A 17,074-nucleotide genomic window follows, 5' to 3' on the forward strand; every position below is an offset into this window, starting at 1 on the left:
GTCAGTCAGCCTGTCCTGCCGGGGCCAGGAAGCCCACCTTCCGGTAGACCTCGGCCAGCACGGGCGACGCGACGGCGCGGGCCTTCTCGGCGCCACGGGCCAGCAGGCGGTCCAGCTCGGCGGGGTCTTCCAGCAGTTCCAGCGTGCGGCTGCGGATGGGCTCCAGGCGTTCCACGACGGCGTCCGCCACGGCCACCTTCAGGTGTCCGTACATCTTGCCCTCGAACTGCTCCACCAGGGCATCCACCGGGGTGTCGGACACCGTGGAGAGGATCTCCAGCAGATTGCTGACACCCGGCTTCTCTTCACGGTCGTAGGAGACCACGGTCCCGGTGTCCGTCACGGCGGACTTGATGCGCTTGGCGATCACCTTGGGGTCGTCCAGGATGTTGACCAGGCCGTTGGGGCTGGAGGCCGACTTGGACATCTTGGACGTGGGGTTCTGCAGATCGTAGATCCGGGCACCGTCCTTGCGGATCAGCGCCTTGGGCAGGATGAACGTCTCACCGAAACGGTGGTTGAACCGCTGCGCCAGGTCACGGGCCAGTTCCACGTGCTGCCGCTGGTCATCGCCCACCGGGACGGCGTCCGGGTTGTAGAGCAGGATGTCGGCCGCCATCAGCATCGGGTAGGTGAACAGGCCCACGCCGGCGGACTCCACACCGCCCTTGGCGGACTTGTCCTTGAACTGGGTCATACGGGATGCCTCGCCGAAACCGGTCAGGCACATCATGATCCACGTCAGCTGGGCGTGCTCCGGCACATGCGACTGGACGAACAGCGTGGACTTCTCCACGTCGATGCCGCCCGCGATGTACTGGGCGGCCGTGCGGCGGGTGCGATCGGCCAGCTCGGCCGGGTCCTGCGGCACCGTGATGGCGTGCATGTCCGGGATGAAGTAGAAGGAGTCGTAGTCGTCCTGCGCCTTCACCCAGTTGACCAGCGCACCCAGGTAATTACCCAGGTGGAGCGAGTCCGCGGACGGCTGCATGCCGGAAAGCACGCGGGCACGGCGTCCTTCGTGGAGGCTGAGAAGGTCGTCTTCGGTGATGATGGTGTGGGTCATGGTGTCCTAGGGAAGACGCCGGTGATCCCGGCGCCTGAGCGTCAGAGGCTGTAGTCGACCACCAGCGGGGCGTGGTCGGAGAATCGGGTGTCGTAGCTGGCGGCACGGTCCACCACGGCCTGCCGCGCACGGGCGGCGAAGGCGGGGGTGGCCATGTGATAGTCGATGCGCCAGCCCGTGTCGTTGTCGAAGGCCTGGCCGCGCTGCGACCACCAGGTGTACGGGCCTTCCACCGGACCGGCCAGCTCACGGGCCACGTCCTTGTACCCGATCTCCTCGCCGAAGAAACGGTCGAAGTAGGCACGTTCCTCCGGCAGGAAGCCGGCACGCTTGATGTTGCCGCGCCAGTTCTTGATGTCCAGTTCTGTGTGCCCCACGTTGAGGTCACCGGTGATGACCACGTGGTCGCTCTCCTGGGCCATGGCCGGGAGCTTGGTGATCATCTCGTCCAGGAAGCGGTACTTGTCCACCTGCTTGGGGGTGTCCACCTCTCCGGAGTGCACGTAGGCGCTGACCACGGTGAGCTTTTCGTCGTTCGGGAGGGCGAAGTCGGCCTCCACCCAGCGGCCGGTGGTGGCGAAGTACGGGTCGCCGATGCCGATGCGGGTCTCCACGGGCTCCTGGCGGGACACGAGCGCCACGCCGGCGCGGCCCTTGGCCTCGGCCTCGGCATGCAGGATGTGCCAGCCATCGCCGATCAGCTCGGAGACCACGTCATCGGGAGCACGGACCTCCTGCAGGGTCAGGATGTCCACCTCACGCTGAGCCAGCCATTCGGCCATGCCCTTGCGGTAGGCGGCCCGGATGCCGTTGACGTTGACGGTCGCGATGCGCAGATAGTCCTTCTGCGCTGAATCCTCTGTGGCCACGTTCACCCTTGTCACTCTAGTCGATGACGGTGCCGCTGACCGGCTCGTCCGTGGTGCCCCCGGACTTGATCATGTCACGGGCATTGCTGGAGGTGATGGTGATGGTCTCCAGCGCCCGGGTGACCATCCCGGCGTCGCCCTCGTCCCCCTTGGCCAGCTGCTCCTCGATGACCCGGGCCTGCACCTGGACGATCTTGAAGGAGTGGTCCAGCTTCATGTCCCGCATGCGCGCGGACTCGCCGTCCTGCTCCACCAGGCGGGTGCCTTCGGACGCCGACGACGGCGCGCGGCCGGCGGCGGCGTTGAAGGCATTGCCGGCTTCGGCCAGCTTCGCCGCGGCACGCTTGGTGGCGCGCTGGATGCCGAACACCACGAAGGCGGCGAGTGCCAGCCAGGCGGCGGAGATGACCACCACGAACCAGCCGACCACCGAGTTCTGGTTGGCGGCGAAGATGACCGCCACCAGGAACGCCAGCACCAGAACGGACATGCCGAGGCTGCCGAGCCGGAACGTGCTGGTCCGGGCTGCGGCGAAGCGCGAGCCGGCGCCGGACTGGGTGTTGTCAGGTCCAAGTGATTGCATGATTCCATTCTCCCCCACGGGATACGGCGCCCCTGCCATGTTCCCCGGCGGCGAACGGGTCTCCCCTCCCCCGTGATCTCGCTGCCGGAGGTCCGAGCTCGGTGCGGGCGGCAGCGTGCTCGGGCCTCCGGTAGCGAGCTCGGCGGCTCAGGAGTTGGCGCGGAGCACTTCGAGGCGCTGACGGTACTCCGTCTCGTCGATCTCGCCGCGGGCGTAGCGTTCGCGGAGGACGGCTTCGGCGCCCATCCGGCCGGCCTGATGCATCCAGTGACGACGGCGGCGGGCGAAGAAGAAGATGCAGACGAAGAACAGGACGAACCAGAACAGCGGGAAGATCAGGAACCAGGGGAAGAAACCGCCGGCCCAGGCCCCGTGAGCTGCGAACGCCGGCAGTGCGGTGGCTGCGGTGGTGAACATGATGAAACCTTTCGTCGTGCCGTGCGAGGGCGGCTCGTGGTGACCGAATGTCCGGCCTGATTCCATCCTTCGCGTTCCGGCTCCGCCGCGCGTCTGCCGTGGGGAAGCACTTCGCGCTCCGCACTACTCCCGCTGGAGTACGCGCCGGGAGTACCTGCGTTCAGCCGGCCCAGCCGGGCCGGACCAGTCCTGATTCGTAGGCGGCCACCACCAGCTGCGCCCGGTCCCGGCAGTCGAGTTTGCCCATGATCCGGGAGACGTGGGTCTTGGCCGTGAGCGGGGTGATGTAGAGCTTCGCCGCGATCGCGGCGTTGTTCAGGCCCTCCCCGACGAGGGCCAGGACCTCCTTCTCCCGCTCGGTGAGCTGCTCCAGAGTCCGCGGCGGTTCGACATCCCCGCCGCTCTTGAGGAAGTCCAGGAGGCGGCGGGTGACGGGCGGCGAGAGGAGGGCGTCGCCGTCGTGCACGGCGCGGATGGCGTGCAGCAGCTCGGTGGGCTCCGTGTCCTTGACCAGGAAGCCGGCGGCGCCGGCTCGGATGGCCTCCACGATGTACTCGTCCAGGCCGAAGGTGGTCAGAATGATGATGCGCGGCAGGGCTCCGTGGCGGGCGATCTCACGGGTGGCCTCCAGTCCGTCGCCGTCCGGCATGCGGATGTCCATGAGCATGACGTCCGGCGCGGCGGTGCGGGCGAGTTCCACGGCCTGGCGTCCGGTGCCCGCCTCCCCGGCCACCTCGAGGCCGTCCTCGGCGTCGATGAGGGCGCGGAAGCCGGCGCGGATGAGGGCCTGGTCATCGGCGAGGGCCACACGGATGGGCTGATCCTCAGTCACGGGAGGCCTCCTTCACCGGAAGGGTGACGAGCAACCGGAATGCACCGTCGGCGACCTCCGCCTCCAGAGCTCCTCCGCAGGCCGTCACCCGCTCCCGCATACCGCTGAGGCCGTGCCCCTCGCCCGCCGGCCCGCCATCCGCGGGGTTGAGGCATTCCAGCGCCACCTCTCCAGGACGGCGCTCCAGGCGCAGCTCCGCCTCCGGGTGCGCGGCGTGGCGGCGGACGTTGCTCAGCGCCTCCTGGACGGCGCGGAAGAGCGCATCCCGGCCGGCGTCGTCGAGCGCCTCCAGCGGCGCCGCCCACTGTTGCACCCCGGCGGACGGCGTGAGCGTGACGCGCAGACCGCCGTCGCGCGCCTCCTCGATGAGCAAGCCGAGGTCGACGGCGCGGCGCAGCACGCGGGCGGGTGTACGTGGCGAGTCCCCGGGCTCCCGCAGCACGTCCAGGAGCTCGCGGACCTCCGTCAGGGAGTCCTTGCTGGCCTTCTTGATGTCCTCCAGCGCCGCGATCAGCCGCTCCGGGTCCTTGGCGCCGAGGTGCAGGGCCACGGACGCCTGCACGTTGATCAGGGAGAGGGAGTGGCCCACCACGTCGTGGATGTCACGGGCCAGGGTGAGACGGTATTCGTCCCGCTCCGCCTGCCGGCGCGCCAGGCGCTGCTCTCGCAGCTCGCCGATGCGCTCCCGACGACGGCGCGCGGCTTCCCCCAGCACCACTGCGCCGAGGAGGAACGGAGGGGCGCCGTCGGACACGAGGATGCCGGTCCACCACCCGGTCAGCCGGCCCACGTCGCCCGCCAGTACGACGGCGGTGCCAAGGCCAACCACCGTCCAGGCCTGCCAGCGGCGGCCGCGGAACGCGGCGTGGAACAGGGCGATGAGGAACGCCAGGTAGGCCGGACCCGGTGGGAAGCCTGCGAAGGCATAGACACCGGCCAGAACGGTCTCCGCCCCGAGGACCGCCGCCGGGCGGCGGGGCGCGAACGCCAGGAGGGCCGCGCTCAGCAGCAGGATCGCCCACGCACCGGGCGGCACCACGAACCCGCGCCAATGCGCCGTGCCCGCCGTCCCGATGAGCTGGATGAAGGCCACGGCGCAGGGCAGTGCCACCCGGACGATCCTGAAGCGGCGCTGTGCATGATCCATGGACCTGAGCCTAGACGCGGTGGGGTCGCCGCGCGTCCCCCAGCTGGAGTATGGGGATTTGGCACGACTGCGCTTTAAACGGCGGAACGCCGGACCCCGTGAGGGATCCGGCGCCTGGGCGCGAACCGTCAGCCGCGTGCGGCGGCGCGCTCCGCGGCCTCGACCACATTGGTCATGAGCAGGGCCACCGTCATGGGGCCCACGCCGCCCGGGTTCGGGGAGATGAATCCCGCGACCTCGGCCACCGCGGGCTCGACGTCACCGTAGATCTTGTGCTTCCCGGTCTCCGGATCCGTCTCACGCGTCACGCCGACGTCCAGCACGGCGGCACCGGGCTTCACGTCCTCGGCCTTGACGATGTGCTTGGACCCGGCAGCGCCCACGATCACGTCGGCCTGCCTCAGCAGTTCGGACATGTTCGGGGTGCCCGTGTGGACCACCGTGACGGTCGCGTTGATCTCACGGCGCGTGAGCAGCAACGGCATCGGACGCCCGATGGTGACGCCGCGGCCCACCACCACCACGTGCTTGCCCTTGAGGTCGTAGTCGTTGCGCAAGAGCAGCTCGATCACTCCGCGGGGCGTGCACGGCAACGGCGTGTCGATCCGGCCGTTGACGTTCAGGACCAGGCGGCCGAGATTGGTCGGGTGCAGTCCGTCGGCGTCCTTGGCAGGGTCGATGCGCTCGAGGATCGCGTCCGTGTCCAGGTGCTTCGGCAGCGGAAGCTGCACGATGTACCCGTGGCAGGACGGGTCCGCGTTGAGCTCGTCGATGACGGCCTCGACCTGTTCCTGGGTGGCGTCCGCCGGCAGCTCCTTCTGGATCGAGTTCATCCCGATCTCCTTGGACTGCTTGTGCTTCATACCGACATACAGCTGGGATGCCGGGTCGGCACCCACGAGCACCGTCGCGATGCCCGGGGTGACACCCTGCTCCTTGAGCACGGCGACTCGCTCGGTCAGCTCCTGCTTGATCGAGGCTGCAGCCTTCCGGCCGTCGAGGATCTGCGCCGACGCGACGCGGCCATTCACGGACTGCTCCGTCACTGGGCCAGGCCCGGGTACAGCGGGAAGGCGGAGGCCAGGACGTCCACGCGGGCGCGGAGTGCGTCGATGTCCGCACCCGGCTGCAGGGCCAGGGCGATCACGTCGGCGACCTCGGTGAACTCGGCGTCGCCGAAGCCACGGGTGGCCAGGGCGGAGGTGCCGATGCGCAGACCGGAGGTGACCATCGGCGGGCGCGGGTCGTTCGGAACGGCGTTGCGGTTGACGGTGATGTGGGCCTCGTGGAGGAGGTCCTCGGCCTGCTTGCCGTCGATCGCGGCGTCACGCAGGTCCACCAGGACCAGGTGCACGTCCGTGCCGCCGGAGCGGACGGCGATGCCGGCGTCCTTGACGTCCTGCCGGGTGAGGCGCTCAGCGAGGATCGCGGCGCCTCGCAGGGTTCGCTCCTGGCGGTCCTTGAACTCGTCGGACGCGGCGATCTTGAAGGCGGTGGCCTTGGCGGCGATCACGTGCATGAGCGGGCCGCCCTGCTGGCCCGGGAACACGGCGGAGTTGATCTTCTTGGCCAGCTCGGCGTCATTGGTGAGGATGAAGCCGGAGCGGGGGCCGCCGATGGTCTTGTGCACGGTGGAGGACACCACATGGGCGTGCGGGACCGGGTTCGGGTGCACGCCCGCGGCCACGAGGCCGGCGAAGTGGGCCATGTCCACCCAGAGGTAGGCGCCGACCTCATCCGCAATGGCGCGGAAGGCGGCGAAGTCGAGCTGACGCGGGTAGGCGGACCAGCCGGCGATGATGACCTTGGGCTTGTGCTCCAAGGCCAGGCGGCGGACCTCGTCCATGTCCACGAGGGAGGTCTCCGGGTTCACGCCGTAGGCCACGATGTTGAACAGACGGCCGGAGAAGTTGATCTTCATGCCGTGGGTCAGGTGACCGCCGTGGTCCAGGGACAGGCCCAGGAGGGTGTCGCCCGGGCGGGCGATCGCGTGCAGAACGGCGGCGTTGGCCGTGGCGCCGGAGTGCGGCTGGACGTTGGCGAACTCGGCGCCGAACAGCGACTTGGCGCGCTCGATGGCCAGCGACTCCGCGACATCGACCTCTTCACAGCCGCCGTAGTAGCGGCGGCCCGGGTAGCCCTCAGCGTACTTGTTGGTCAGAACGGAGCCCTGAGACTGCAGCACGGAAACGGGGACAAAGTTCTCAGACGCGATCATCTCAAGGTAGGTGCGCTGACGGTTCAGCTCACGCTCGAGGACGGCGGCGATCTCGGGATCGACTTCAGCCAGCGGAAGGTTGCTGACGGATTCCAGCGCGGGGACAGAGGTCACAGAAGGCTCCTGGCGGTACGGGATACAAAGGCAGGTCAGGTACCGGCGCCGGGCGCGGATCCACCCACTCGGGGTTCCGGATCCATGCTTGCGGCAACGGAAACGCGACCCTCGGCCCAGGCGGACGATCCGTGGTCTTCGACTGTGCCGCTCCCTGATGGTGACCCATCCGACGCCAGTTGCGACGCCCTTAGCCTACCCCACGGCGGATATCCTTGGCCTTGTGATTGAAGCCTCCACGTCATACACGCTGACGCTCTCCTGCCCCGACCGCCCCGGCATCGTGCACGCCGTCTCCGGCGCGCTGCTGACCGCCGGATGCAACATCCTCGACTCGCAGCAGTACGGCAGCGGCACCACGGGCACCTTCTTCATGCGGGTGGAGGTCACGACGACGGCGGCCGCGGAGGCGGTCCGCGCGGCGATCGCTCCGGTGGCGGACGCCTTCGGGATGCGGTGGGCGGTCCACTCCGGCGGGCAGAAGGTCCGGACCCTGGTCATGTGCTCCACGGCGGCGCACTGCCTGAACGACCTGCTGTTCCTGCACCGCTCCGGGACCCTGCCGGTGGAGATCCCGGCGATCGTCTCCAACCACACTGACCTGGCCCCGCTGGCCGAGTTCTACGGCATCCCGTTCCACCACATCCCGGTCACCTCCTCCACCAAGGAGGAAGCCGAGCGGAAGCTGCTGCAGATCATCGAGGACGAGGAGATCGAGCTGACCGTCCTGGCCCGCTACATGCAGATCCTCTCCGATGAGCTGTGCCGGGAGCTGGAGGGCAAGGCCATCAACATCCACCACTCCTTCCTGCCGTCCTTCAAGGGCGCCAAGCCGTACCACCAGGCGCACACCCGCGGCGTGAAGCTCATCGGGGCCACCGCACACTATGTGACGGCCGCGCTGGATGAGGGCCCGATCATCGAGCAGGAGGTGATCCGCGTCAGCCACAACCGCACGGCCGAGGAGTTCGTGCAGATGGGCCGCGACGTGGAAGGCCGGACCCTGGCCCAGGCGGTCCAGTGGCACGCCGAGCACCGGGTCCTCCTGGACGGCACGCGGACCGTGGTGTTCAACTAAGGGCTCCCGGAACCCCCGAACTGGGCGCCCTTGTTGACTGGGGGCGCCACGATTGTGGCGCCCCCAGTCAACAAGGGCGCCCGCCGAAAGTCGTCTTGGTAGTCCACATAGAACATACGGTCCGCTGAGCTGCAGTTCCCCGGCGGCAGAGTGTCCCCCATGGACGAATCCTGCTTCCACCTGATCAGAGTCGGTGATGCCCGGGACCGGGGCATCGACGCATACGAGCTCTCCCGTCGGCACCGGGCGGGGTCCTTGCACCGTCTGCGCCGCGGCGTGTACGTCGAAACCGCCCGGTGGGAGGCTCTTTCGCCGGCACAGCACCAGCACGTCCTGCTTCAGGTGGCTGTGGAGGCGTATGGCTCACGGTTCCCCTTGTGGGGACCCAGCAGCGCGTTCCTGCTTGGGTTGCCGCTCAGGAACACTCCTGAATTCGACGGGATCGCGCCGGCTCATCTCCTGAACCCGGTCGCCACCGGCGGACGCTCGACGAGCGGAATCATCCATCACCGCCCGGATGGCCGTGAACGCCGCATCATCGGCGTCAAGGGGCTGCCCTGCGGGGACGTCGTCAACACGGCGGTCGATGTGGCATCAGGGGAATCGTTCGACTGGGCGGTCGCCGCCATGGACCGCGTTCTCAATCCCAGGAAACTCAGCGGCGAACGGTTCACCGGACCGTGGGATTCCGAGCGGCGGATTCAGCTTTCCCCAACCCGGCCGGCCGCCGTTCAGCAGGGGTGGGCACTCCCGGATGGCGTTGATCCGCCAACGGAGTTTGGGGCAGCCCTGGCAACGCCGAGTCCGGGAACAAGCTGCGACACGACGCCCCCGCCCTCTGTCCGAAGCCGTGAGAGAATCGCCGCTGCGATCTCACAACTCAGAAATACGGCCGTTCAGCGCCGCATGCACGCCGCTCTCGCCTTTGCGGATCCCGGTGCATTCCTTCCAGGGGAATCCCTCAGCAGAGTGCTCATGCATCGCTTCGATCTGCCACAGCCGGAGCTGCAGACGCGATTCACCGACCGGCATGGGCTGATCGGCTACACCGACTTCCACTGGAAGCAATGGCGGATGGTCGGTGAATTCGACGGCAAGGAGAAGTATCTCAAGCCGGAATACCTGAACGGCAGAACCCCGTCCGAGGTGGTGATCGCGGAGAAGGCCCGGGAAGACCGGCTGCGAAGGCTCGGACTGACGGTCGTCAGATGGATCTGGCGTGACCTCGACCATCCGGACCGGCTGATCTCCCTGCTCCAGAGCGCCGGCCTGCCTCGCTCCACGCGGCACCATTGGGTTCTGTCTCGGTGAGCCAGGCGCCCTTGTTGACGTGGGGCTCCACGATTGCGGAGCCCCACGTCAACAAGGGCGCCCAGGGCACCGAAGTGGCCGGCGGAGGACCTCAGTCCAGCGGCTTGGGACCGTACTCGGCCAGGAACTCGCCGGGGCCGGGGTTGCCGGGGGCGGAGGAGCCGCCCAGGTGGTTCACCACGCCCCACACGGCGTTCAGGCCCGTGGTCACGGCACCCTCGGCCCAGCCGGCGGTCCAGGACACGTCGTCGCCGGCCAGGAAGATGCCGCGGTGCGCTTCATCCAGAGAAGACTGCTCGAAGTGCGTGTACAGGCGCTGCTGGTACCGGTAGTGGCCCGGCAGGTTCGCCTTGAACGCGCCCATGAAGTTGGGGTCCGACTCCCAGGAGACCGTGATCGGGGACCCGATGATGTGACTGCGGATGTCCAGGCCCGGGTAGATCTGCTCCAGGGAGTGGATCATGAGGTCCGCCCGCTGTTCGGCGTCCAGGCTGAGCCACTTCAGGGCGTCGTCGTTCCAGGTGTAGGAGAGCAGGATGACGGCGGGCTGATCCGGGCCGTTGTCCAGCAGGTAGGTGCCACGGGTGAGGCGGTCCGTCAGGGTCATCGACATGACCTCCTGTCCCGTCTTCGGATCACGGTCCTTCCAGAACGGACGGTCCACCATCACGAAGGTCTTGGAGGACTGCATGTAGTGCGAGCGCTCGATCGCGGTCCACATCTCGGCCGGGAAGAGCGCCTCCTCCGTGTCGATGCGGGTGGACAGCAGCCAGGACTGCGTGGTGGTGACGACGGCGGCGTACTCACGCGTGCGGCCCCAGCGCTCGGTGACGGCGATGCGCGACGTCGGCGCACCGGCGTCGTCCTTCACGCGCCGGATCTTCGCCACGGCGCCGCGCGGGGCACCTTGGTGGAGGCTGGCCAGGGTGGTGCCGGCGGGCCAGTGCACCAGGTCCGCCGGCGCGTGGTTCCACATCGCCTCCGGCAGCCGGGCCGCGCCTCCGACGATGCCGCGGTGGTGGTCGTCCGCGTCGGTGTAGACCACGCGGAGGATCTCCAGGATGGAGTTGGGGAAGTCGGTGTCCCAGCCGCCGGTGCCGAAGCCGACCTGGCCGAACGCCTCGCGGTGGGCGAAGCCGGCCTCCTTGAACGCGCGGCTCTTGGCGACGAAGCCGGAGAACGTCTCCTCGTCGTAGTCCTCCAGCAGCGAGTCCCAGATCTCCTTGATGCGTGCGGTGTCGCGGGCCTTGATGGCCTCCTGCATCTCGTCGAAGCGGGCGTCCTCCCGCAGCGCGGCACGCCAGGCGTCGGCCACCTCGTGGAAGAACGCCGGCAGGTCCTCGGACTTCTCCGCGTAGAACTTCTCGCCCTTGAGCTCGATCACCGTGCTGGTGGTCGGCCCGGCCAGCGGGTTGGGGAACTCGGAGGTCTCAAGGCCCAGCTTGTCGATGTAGTGGTACAGCGCCTTGGAAGAGACCGGGAAGCGCATGCCGCCCAGGTCGGCCACCACGCCGGGCGCGCTCGGGAAGCTCGCCGTGCGCAGACGGCCGCCGATCCGGTCCGCCTCATAGACCACGGGCTTGAGGCCGAGCTTCATGAGCTCGTACGCGGTCACCAGGCCGGAGACCCCGGCGCCGACCACGGCCACCTCGGTGCCGTACAGCTCCTCGGGGATGCTGCCGAGACCGGCCGGGTTCTCCAGGTACAGGTCGTAGCTGAAGGGGAAGTCCGGGTTCAGCATGGTGATGGGTGCGGCGGTCGGTTCCATGGGTCCTTGCCTTGTCTTGCGAGTGGTACGGGAAGGGGAAAGAGTCAGTCGTCCTGATGGCTGAGGAGGTAGTCCTCCTCGGTCAGGGTGCCGACGCGGGAATTGCGGCGCCCGTAGCCAAGGTAGAGCACCACACCCACGGCCATCCAGACCCCGAACACCAGCCAGGTGATGCCGTCCAGATTCGCCATCAGGAAGAGGCACGCCAGGGCGCCGAGGACGGGGACCACGGGGTACAGCGGAACACGGAAGGTGCGGTTCTTGGCGGGCTTGGTGACGCGCAGGTAGATCACGGCCACGTTCACCAGGGCGAAGGCGAACAGCGTGCCGATGCTGGTGGCGTCGGCCAGGGCGCCGAGCGGCACGAAGGCCGCGGTCAGCGCGACGACGACGCCGACGATCCAGGTGCCCTTGACCGGCGTGTGGGTGCGCGGGGAGACCACGCCGAAGACCTTGGGCACCAGGCCGTCACGGGACATGGTGAGCAGGATGCGGGTCTGGCCGTAGAGCACGGTGAGAACCACCGAGCCGATGGCCAGCACCGAGGTGATGGCGAAGACCAGGGCGATCCAGGGCTGGTGCGTGACCTCGTTGATGATCTGGACCAGCGGGGCGTCCACGCCGTTGAACCACTGCCAGTTCCGGGCGCCGATGGCGGCCACGGAGACCAGGACGTACACCGTGGTCACGATCAGCATGGAGAGCAGGATGGCGCGCGGCAGGTCCCGCTTGGGGTTCTTGGCCTCTTCGCCGGCGGTGGAAGCGGCGTCGAAACCGATGTAGGAGAAGAAGACCTTGGAGGCGGCGGCGCTCATGCCGGCTGCGCCCATGGGCATCAGCGGCTCGAAGTTGCCGGCGTTGAAGGCCGTGAACGCGACGATGCAGAAGAAGATGAGGATGCCGACCTTGGCGAACACGATGACGGTGTTGACCACGGCGCTCTCCTTGGCACCACGGACCAGCAGGAGGGTGGCCAGGAGCACGATGATGAGGGCCGGCAGATTGACCACGCCGCCGCTGCCCGGGGGCTGCGAGATCGCGTCCGGCATCTGGATCCCGAACACGGCGATGGTCTCGTTGACGTACTGCCCGGCGCCGACCGCGACTGCGGCCACGGAGACGGCGTACTCGAGCACCAGGCACCAGCCGCAGATCCACGCCATGCCCTCACCCATGGTGGCGTAGGAATAGGAGTAGCTGGACCCCGCCACGGGGACCATGCCGGCCATCTCGGCGTAGGAGACGGCGGACAGCAGGGCCGCCACGCCGGCGATCACGAAGGAGAGCCAGATGGCGGGGCCGGCGATCGGTACGGCGTCGCCCAGGATGACCAGGATGCCGGTGCCCAAGGTGGCGCCGACGCTGATCATGGTCAGCTGCAGGACGCCGAAGCCACGCTTGAGGCTGCCGTGCCCGGAGTTGTTGCGCGCCTCGCGTTCCATCTGGGCGATGGACTTGCGGCGGATCAGCTGCCGGCCGAGCCCGGGCGCGGTGCCCGCTACGGTCTGGGGGGTGGTGGTCATGGGAATCCTCGGTGTTCAGGGGAGACGTTCCGGCGGCATCGTTGCCGGCCGAACGGGGAGCCTAGATCCAGGCTAGGACTGTGAGCCAGCTCTCACGATGGTGCAATCTGGACTAAAGTTTGCCCTTATGGGACAAAGTGCACATTCCATCCATGGTGCCGCGAGTGCCGGCGAGGCACAACTCGGCACCCTTCCGGGGCTCACGACCCACGGTTTCCTGGCCCAGCTGCCGGACGGCGTCCAGGTGCTGCACGACGCCGGCAACCTGCCCCTGCGCTGGGTGGAGACCAGTGAGCTGGAGGACCCCACCCCCTACTTGCTGGACCACGAACTGCTGCTCACGGCAGGGCTGCCGTTCCTGGGCGACGGAGGCGACGACGACGCCATCGACCGCTTCGTGGCGCGCCTGGCGGCCGCAAGGGTCTCCGCCCTGGCCCTCGGCCTGGAGCCGCACTTCAGCGCCGCGCCGCCCGCCGTCGTCGACGCCTGCCGCCGGCACGGCCTGAGCCTGTGGCAGCTGCCGGAATCCCTGCCGTTCGCCGCGGTGGGGCTCACCTTCTCCCGGCTGCTGGAGTCCGGCAACGCGAGCGTCCTGCGGCAGGTGGGTGAGGCGAACCGGCGGCTCATGCGGGCCGTGCTGGGTGAGCGCGGTGAGGAGAACCTGCTGGAGGCCTTGATTCAGAGCGTCCCCGGCTCGGCGTTCCTGTACGGGGCGCGCGGGGAGCTGCGGCTCGCCGCGGGACCCGCCATCGACGGCGGCGTGCAGGACGACGCCGCGGATCTCGCCGCGGGTCTGCTGACCGGGAGTGGGCCGCGTGTCGAGCTCCTGGACCGCGAAGACGGGCATCTTCAGGCGCTCCCCCTGCGCGGCGCACCGCGGGCTTCCTCAACCACCCGGGACTCCCGGCGCCCGCGCCGGGCCGAACCGACCCTCGGCGCCCTCGTCCTGTGCACCGGCCGCCGGCTCACGGCGCCGGAGAACGGGATCGTCTCCACCGCCGTCGGGCTCCTAGAGCTGCTGGCCCGCCAGCGCGCGGCAGGTTCCCTCTCCCCCGGCCAGCTCGCCACACTCCTGCTGCTCCGCGGCGGGCAACGGACCGACGAGGCAACCCTGTCCCGCCTCCTGGCCGACGGCGCTCCCGGCACCGGGTCCGGCTTCCGCGTGGTGATCGGCACGGCGCATGTGGAGGACGGCCCGGACACCGCGGCCGAAGTGCTCGCCTGGCGGAGACTCTGGGACACCCGCTTGGTGGCCTACGACGGCGGCCGCCTCCTGGCGCTGACCCGGCAGGATCCCAGCGCTGCACGGCTGGCCAGGGTGGAGGCGGAGGGGTATGCGTGCGCCGTGTCCCGGCCCGCTCCCGGGCATGCCGCCGGAGCCGGTCTGGCCGGCCACCTGCTGCGGCACGCGCCGTCCTTGCTTCAGGAGGCCATGACGCTGCTGCCCCGGGCGGAGGAAGAACACCGGAGTCTGCTGGCCGAACGGGAACCCGGGTCGTTCGCGCGGCTCCTGCCGCGGGAGGCCGGAGCGGCCGTCGCCCGCGGGCTGCTGGCGCCGCTTCTGGAGGTGGACCAGCCGCGGCGCGCCCTGCTGCTGAAGGTGCTGAGGGCGTGGCTGGGCAGCCACGGTTCCTGGGACGGGACGTCCGCCGCGCTGGGGATCCACCGGAACAGCGTGCGGCGGCATGTCACGGCCATCGCCGAGACCCTGGGCCGCGACCTGGGCGACGCCGCGGTCCGCGCCGAATTGTGGTTCGCGCTGGAGTTCCTGGACCCGGCGGACGAGACGCGTCCGACCGAGGAGGACTGACCCGGGGAGCCTGGAGGCAGGCGGGCCTACGCGGGCGAGGGGCCCCGGTTACAGGCCCCAGGCGCGGTACAGATCCGGGCGGCGTTCGGCCAGGTACGGCACATCGGCGCGGGCCGCCGCCAGGCGCGCGGGATCCACGTCCACGATCATCAGCTCCGTCTCCGGGCCGCCTTCGGCCAGCAGTTCACCGAACGGATCCGCCACGACGCTCCCGCCGCTGAGCCGGAAACCGTCCTCCACACCGGCGTGGTTCACGTACGCCAGGTAGAGGTGATTTTCCATCGCGCGGGTGGGGATGAGCCGTTGCGGCACCTGCGAGTACCCCTCGCCGAGTGCCGTGGGCACCATGAGGAGGTCCACACCCTGCAGGCCGGCCGCACGGACGGCCTCGGGGAACTCGACGTCGTAACAGATGATGGTGCCCAGCGTCAGATCGCCGAAGCGCACGACGGCGGCGGGGTCGGTCCCGGGGGTGAAGACCTCCTGCTCCTCGGCGCCGAAGAGGTGGACCTTGCGGTAGTGGGACAGCACCGTGCCCTCAGCGCTGAGAAGCGTGGCCGTGATGTGCCACTTTCCGCCTTCGACCTCGGGAAGGCTGTAGAGCAGGGCGATCCCCGTGTCCCGGGCGATGGCGGCAAGCTCCTCGCGGAGGCTGGGCAGGCTGGCTGGGTCGAGGTCCCGGCGCAGCACGCGCGGGGCGTAACCGACAGGGAAGAGTTCGGGGCTCAGCAGCAGCTCACCCCCCCGTTCTCCCGCCCGCACTGCGGCGTCGCGCAGCGCGGAGAGGTTGGTCGCGGCGTCGAGCACGGCCGACTCCCCCTGCATGATGGCCAGGCGCACGGCGCCCCCTTCCCCGTCGGTGTCATGCCGGCACGATCGCCTGCATGACACCAGAGTAGGCCCCCTGGCTGACGATCCAAACAGGATCATTTGCACCATGATTGCGAAGCGTGAGTGCCATTCGTACCGATCTCAACCCGCTCGCTCGCGGCCTGGACCCTCAGGAGTCCTGCGCCGGAACGCCCTACTTGCGTTAACTTCTTGACCGCAAGAATGAGATGCGCCATGCTTGCGTTCATGCCCAGTCGCGAGGAGAACACCAAGCCCACCCGGACGAATCCGGGGTCCCAGTCAGCCCTGCGGCTGCTCAACCGGGAACGGGTCCTTCAGGCCCTGTCCGCCGGGCCCGCCACTCAGGCGGAACTCTCCCGCGCCACAGGGCTCTCCACGGCCACGATCTCCAACATCGTCAAAGAGCTGGAGCGCGAGGGGTCCGTCCGCACCGAGCCGACCACATCCTCCGGCCGGCGCGCGCTCAATGTCCGCCTGGTGGCGGACAGCAGCGTGGCGGTGGGCATCGATTTCGGGCGGCGGCACGTCCGCGTGGTCCTTGCGACCCGCGACTACCGCGTGATGGCCGAGGCGGCCGCCAGCCTGTCGCTCGGCCACCACGCCGAGCTCGGCATCAGCACGGCCCGCGGCCTCATGGAGCGGCTCCTCACCGAGAACGGCCTCAGCCACTCGGACGTGATCGGCGCGGGAGTCGGCATCCCCGGCCCCCTGGACCGCCGCAGCCACACCGTGGCCCACGGGGCGGTGCTGCCCGAATGGGTCGGCATCGAGACGGACACGCGGCTCCGCGAGGCCCTGGGGATCCCGGTCCACGTGGACAACGACGCCAATCTGGGCGCACTGGCCGAGGCCACCTGGGGGCCCCACGGCGGGGCGGACAACCTGGTGTTCGTCAAGATCGGATCCGGCATCGGCGCCGGACTGATCGTCAACGGCGCACCCGTGTACGGCAATCTGGGCATCACGGGCGAGATCGGCCACACCGCGATCGACGACCGCGGCGCCGTCTGCCGCTGCGGCAGCCGCGGATGCCTCGAGACGGTCGCCTCGACCACCACCATGATCGAACAGCTCAGCCGCAACGAGCCGGGCCCTGTGAGCACACAGAGCATCATCGCGGCCGCCCGGAACGGCCACCCTCCCACCCTGCGAGTGCTCGACGACGCCGGACTGGCGATCGGCCACGCACTCGGCACCGTCGCGAACCTGCTCAACCCGGAGGTCATCGTGGTGGGCGGGCCGCTGGCAGAGCTGGGAGAACTTCTGCTGGCGCCCATCCGGCGCGGGATCCTCCGGCACACCATCCCCATGGTGGGGGCGAACACCTCTCTGACGGTCTCCTCACTGGGGGAACGGGCCGAGGCGCTCGGCGCCGCCGCACTCGTTTTCCGCCGCCCGGCAGTCACCAAGAGATAACGATTGTCACCTTCGATGCGTTCAAGTCTTGACGTCAAGAAGTAATCTCATATTTACTTATCCGTCAGGA

Annotated in this window: 15 protein-coding genes and 1 riboswitch; of the genes, 4 read left to right on the plus strand and 11 right to left on the minus strand. The window is 69.0% G+C overall.

Going from position 1 to position 17,074, the window contains the following annotated elements:
• Position 1 precedes the first annotated feature (1 nt).
• From trpS to glyA, 8 genes are all read right to left on the minus strand, one after another.
• The gene (gene trpS / locus Q9R02_RS09840) at positions 2-1,066 is read right to left on the minus strand and encodes a tryptophan--tRNA ligase (RefSeq protein WP_305996498.1); all 1,065 of its coding nucleotides are present in this window, start codon (positions 1,064-1,066) and stop codon (positions 2-4) included.
• Positions 1,067-1,107: 41 nt separating this feature from the next.
• Positions 1,108-1,950: an exodeoxyribonuclease III gene (locus Q9R02_RS09845; protein WP_425279252.1), complete on the minus strand. Its 843-nt coding sequence runs from the start codon at positions 1,948-1,950 to the stop codon at positions 1,108-1,110.
• A 1-nt stretch (position 1,951) separates the two neighbouring features.
• On the minus strand, positions 1,952-2,518 hold the full coding sequence (locus Q9R02_RS09850; RefSeq protein WP_305996500.1) for a hypothetical protein: 567 nt from the start codon (positions 2,516-2,518) through the stop codon (positions 1,952-1,954).
• 147 nt (positions 2,519-2,665) lie between these two features.
• Entirely contained in the window at positions 2,666-2,935 is a 270-nt protein-coding gene (locus tag Q9R02_RS09855; RefSeq protein WP_305996501.1) for an SHOCT domain-containing protein, read from the minus strand.
• A gap of 160 nt (positions 2,936-3,095) precedes the next feature.
• Positions 3,096-3,767 (minus strand): response regulator, encoded by a 672-nt coding sequence (locus tag Q9R02_RS09860; RefSeq protein ID WP_305996502.1) that lies wholly within the window; start codon positions 3,765-3,767, stop codon positions 3,096-3,098.
• Positions 3,760-4,914, minus strand: coding sequence for a sensor histidine kinase (locus Q9R02_RS09865; RefSeq protein WP_305996503.1), 1,155 nt, complete (start codon positions 4,912-4,914; stop codon positions 3,760-3,762). Before Q9R02_RS09865 ends, Q9R02_RS09860 begins: the two co-directional genes overlap by 8 nt.
• Before the next feature lie 128 nt (positions 4,915-5,042).
• The gene (locus Q9R02_RS09870) at positions 5,043-5,960 is read right to left on the minus strand and encodes a bifunctional methylenetetrahydrofolate dehydrogenase/methenyltetrahydrofolate cyclohydrolase (protein WP_305996504.1); all 918 of its coding nucleotides are present in this window, start codon (positions 5,958-5,960) and stop codon (positions 5,043-5,045) included.
• The gene (gene glyA, locus Q9R02_RS09875) at positions 5,957-7,246 is read right to left on the minus strand and encodes a serine hydroxymethyltransferase (RefSeq protein ID WP_305996505.1); all 1,290 of its coding nucleotides are present in this window, start codon (positions 7,244-7,246) and stop codon (positions 5,957-5,959) included. The genes Q9R02_RS09870 and glyA overlap by 4 nt, the downstream gene beginning before the upstream one ends.
• 107 nt (positions 7,247-7,353) lie before the next feature.
• A riboswitch (ZMP/ZTP riboswitch) is annotated at positions 7,354-7,439 on the minus strand.
• A gap of 30 nt (positions 7,440-7,469) precedes the next feature.
• Between glyA and purU the strand changes: the two genes are divergently transcribed.
• Together purU and Q9R02_RS09885 are read left to right on the plus strand one after the other, a co-directional pair.
• Entirely contained in the window at positions 7,470-8,324 is an 855-nt protein-coding gene (gene purU / locus Q9R02_RS09880; protein ID WP_425279253.1) for a formyltetrahydrofolate deformylase, read from the plus strand.
• Positions 8,325-8,483: 159 nt separating this feature from the next.
• Positions 8,484-9,635, plus strand: coding sequence for a type IV toxin-antitoxin system AbiEi family antitoxin domain-containing protein (locus tag Q9R02_RS09885; protein ID WP_305996506.1), 1,152 nt, complete (start codon positions 8,484-8,486; stop codon positions 9,633-9,635).
• Positions 9,636-9,726: 91 nt separating this feature from the next.
• Here the strand turns inward: Q9R02_RS09885 and Q9R02_RS09890 are convergent, their stop codons facing one another.
• Both Q9R02_RS09890 and Q9R02_RS09895 read right to left on the minus strand, forming a co-directional pair.
• A complete protein-coding gene (locus Q9R02_RS09890; protein ID WP_305996507.1) occupies positions 9,727-11,403 on the minus strand; it encodes a flavin monoamine oxidase family protein in 1,677 nt (558 codons plus the stop codon).
• A gap of 44 nt (positions 11,404-11,447) precedes the next feature.
• Positions 11,448-12,926 carry an amino acid permease gene (locus tag Q9R02_RS09895; RefSeq protein WP_305996508.1) on the minus strand — a complete coding sequence of 493 codons (1,479 nt, stop codon included), beginning with the start codon at positions 12,924-12,926 and terminating at the stop codon, positions 11,448-11,450.
• A gap of 127 nt (positions 12,927-13,053) precedes the next feature.
• Here Q9R02_RS09895 and Q9R02_RS09900 point away from each other — a divergent pair, with 127 nt between their 5' ends.
• Positions 13,054-14,736 (plus strand): PucR family transcriptional regulator, encoded by a 1,683-nt coding sequence (locus tag Q9R02_RS09900; RefSeq protein WP_305996509.1) that lies wholly within the window; start codon positions 13,054-13,056, stop codon positions 14,734-14,736.
• A gap of 48 nt (positions 14,737-14,784) precedes the next feature.
• Here Q9R02_RS09900 and Q9R02_RS09905 read toward each other — a convergent pair whose 3' ends face one another.
• Complete coding sequence (locus Q9R02_RS09905) at positions 14,785-15,576, minus strand: carbon-nitrogen hydrolase family protein (RefSeq protein WP_305996510.1); 792 nt, start codon at positions 15,574-15,576, stop codon at positions 14,785-14,787.
• A gap of 237 nt (positions 15,577-15,813) precedes the next feature.
• On the opposite strand from Q9R02_RS09905, the gene Q9R02_RS09910 reads away from it, so the two are divergent.
• Complete coding sequence (locus tag Q9R02_RS09910) at positions 15,814-17,004, plus strand: ROK family transcriptional regulator (RefSeq protein ID WP_305996511.1); 1,191 nt, start codon at positions 15,814-15,816, stop codon at positions 17,002-17,004.
• Positions 17,005-17,074 lie beyond the last annotated feature (70 nt).

The sequence above is a fragment of the Arthrobacter horti genome (assembly GCF_030731045.1).
Lineage (GTDB): Bacteria > Actinomycetota > Actinomycetes > Actinomycetales > Micrococcaceae > Arthrobacter_E > Arthrobacter_E nanjingensis.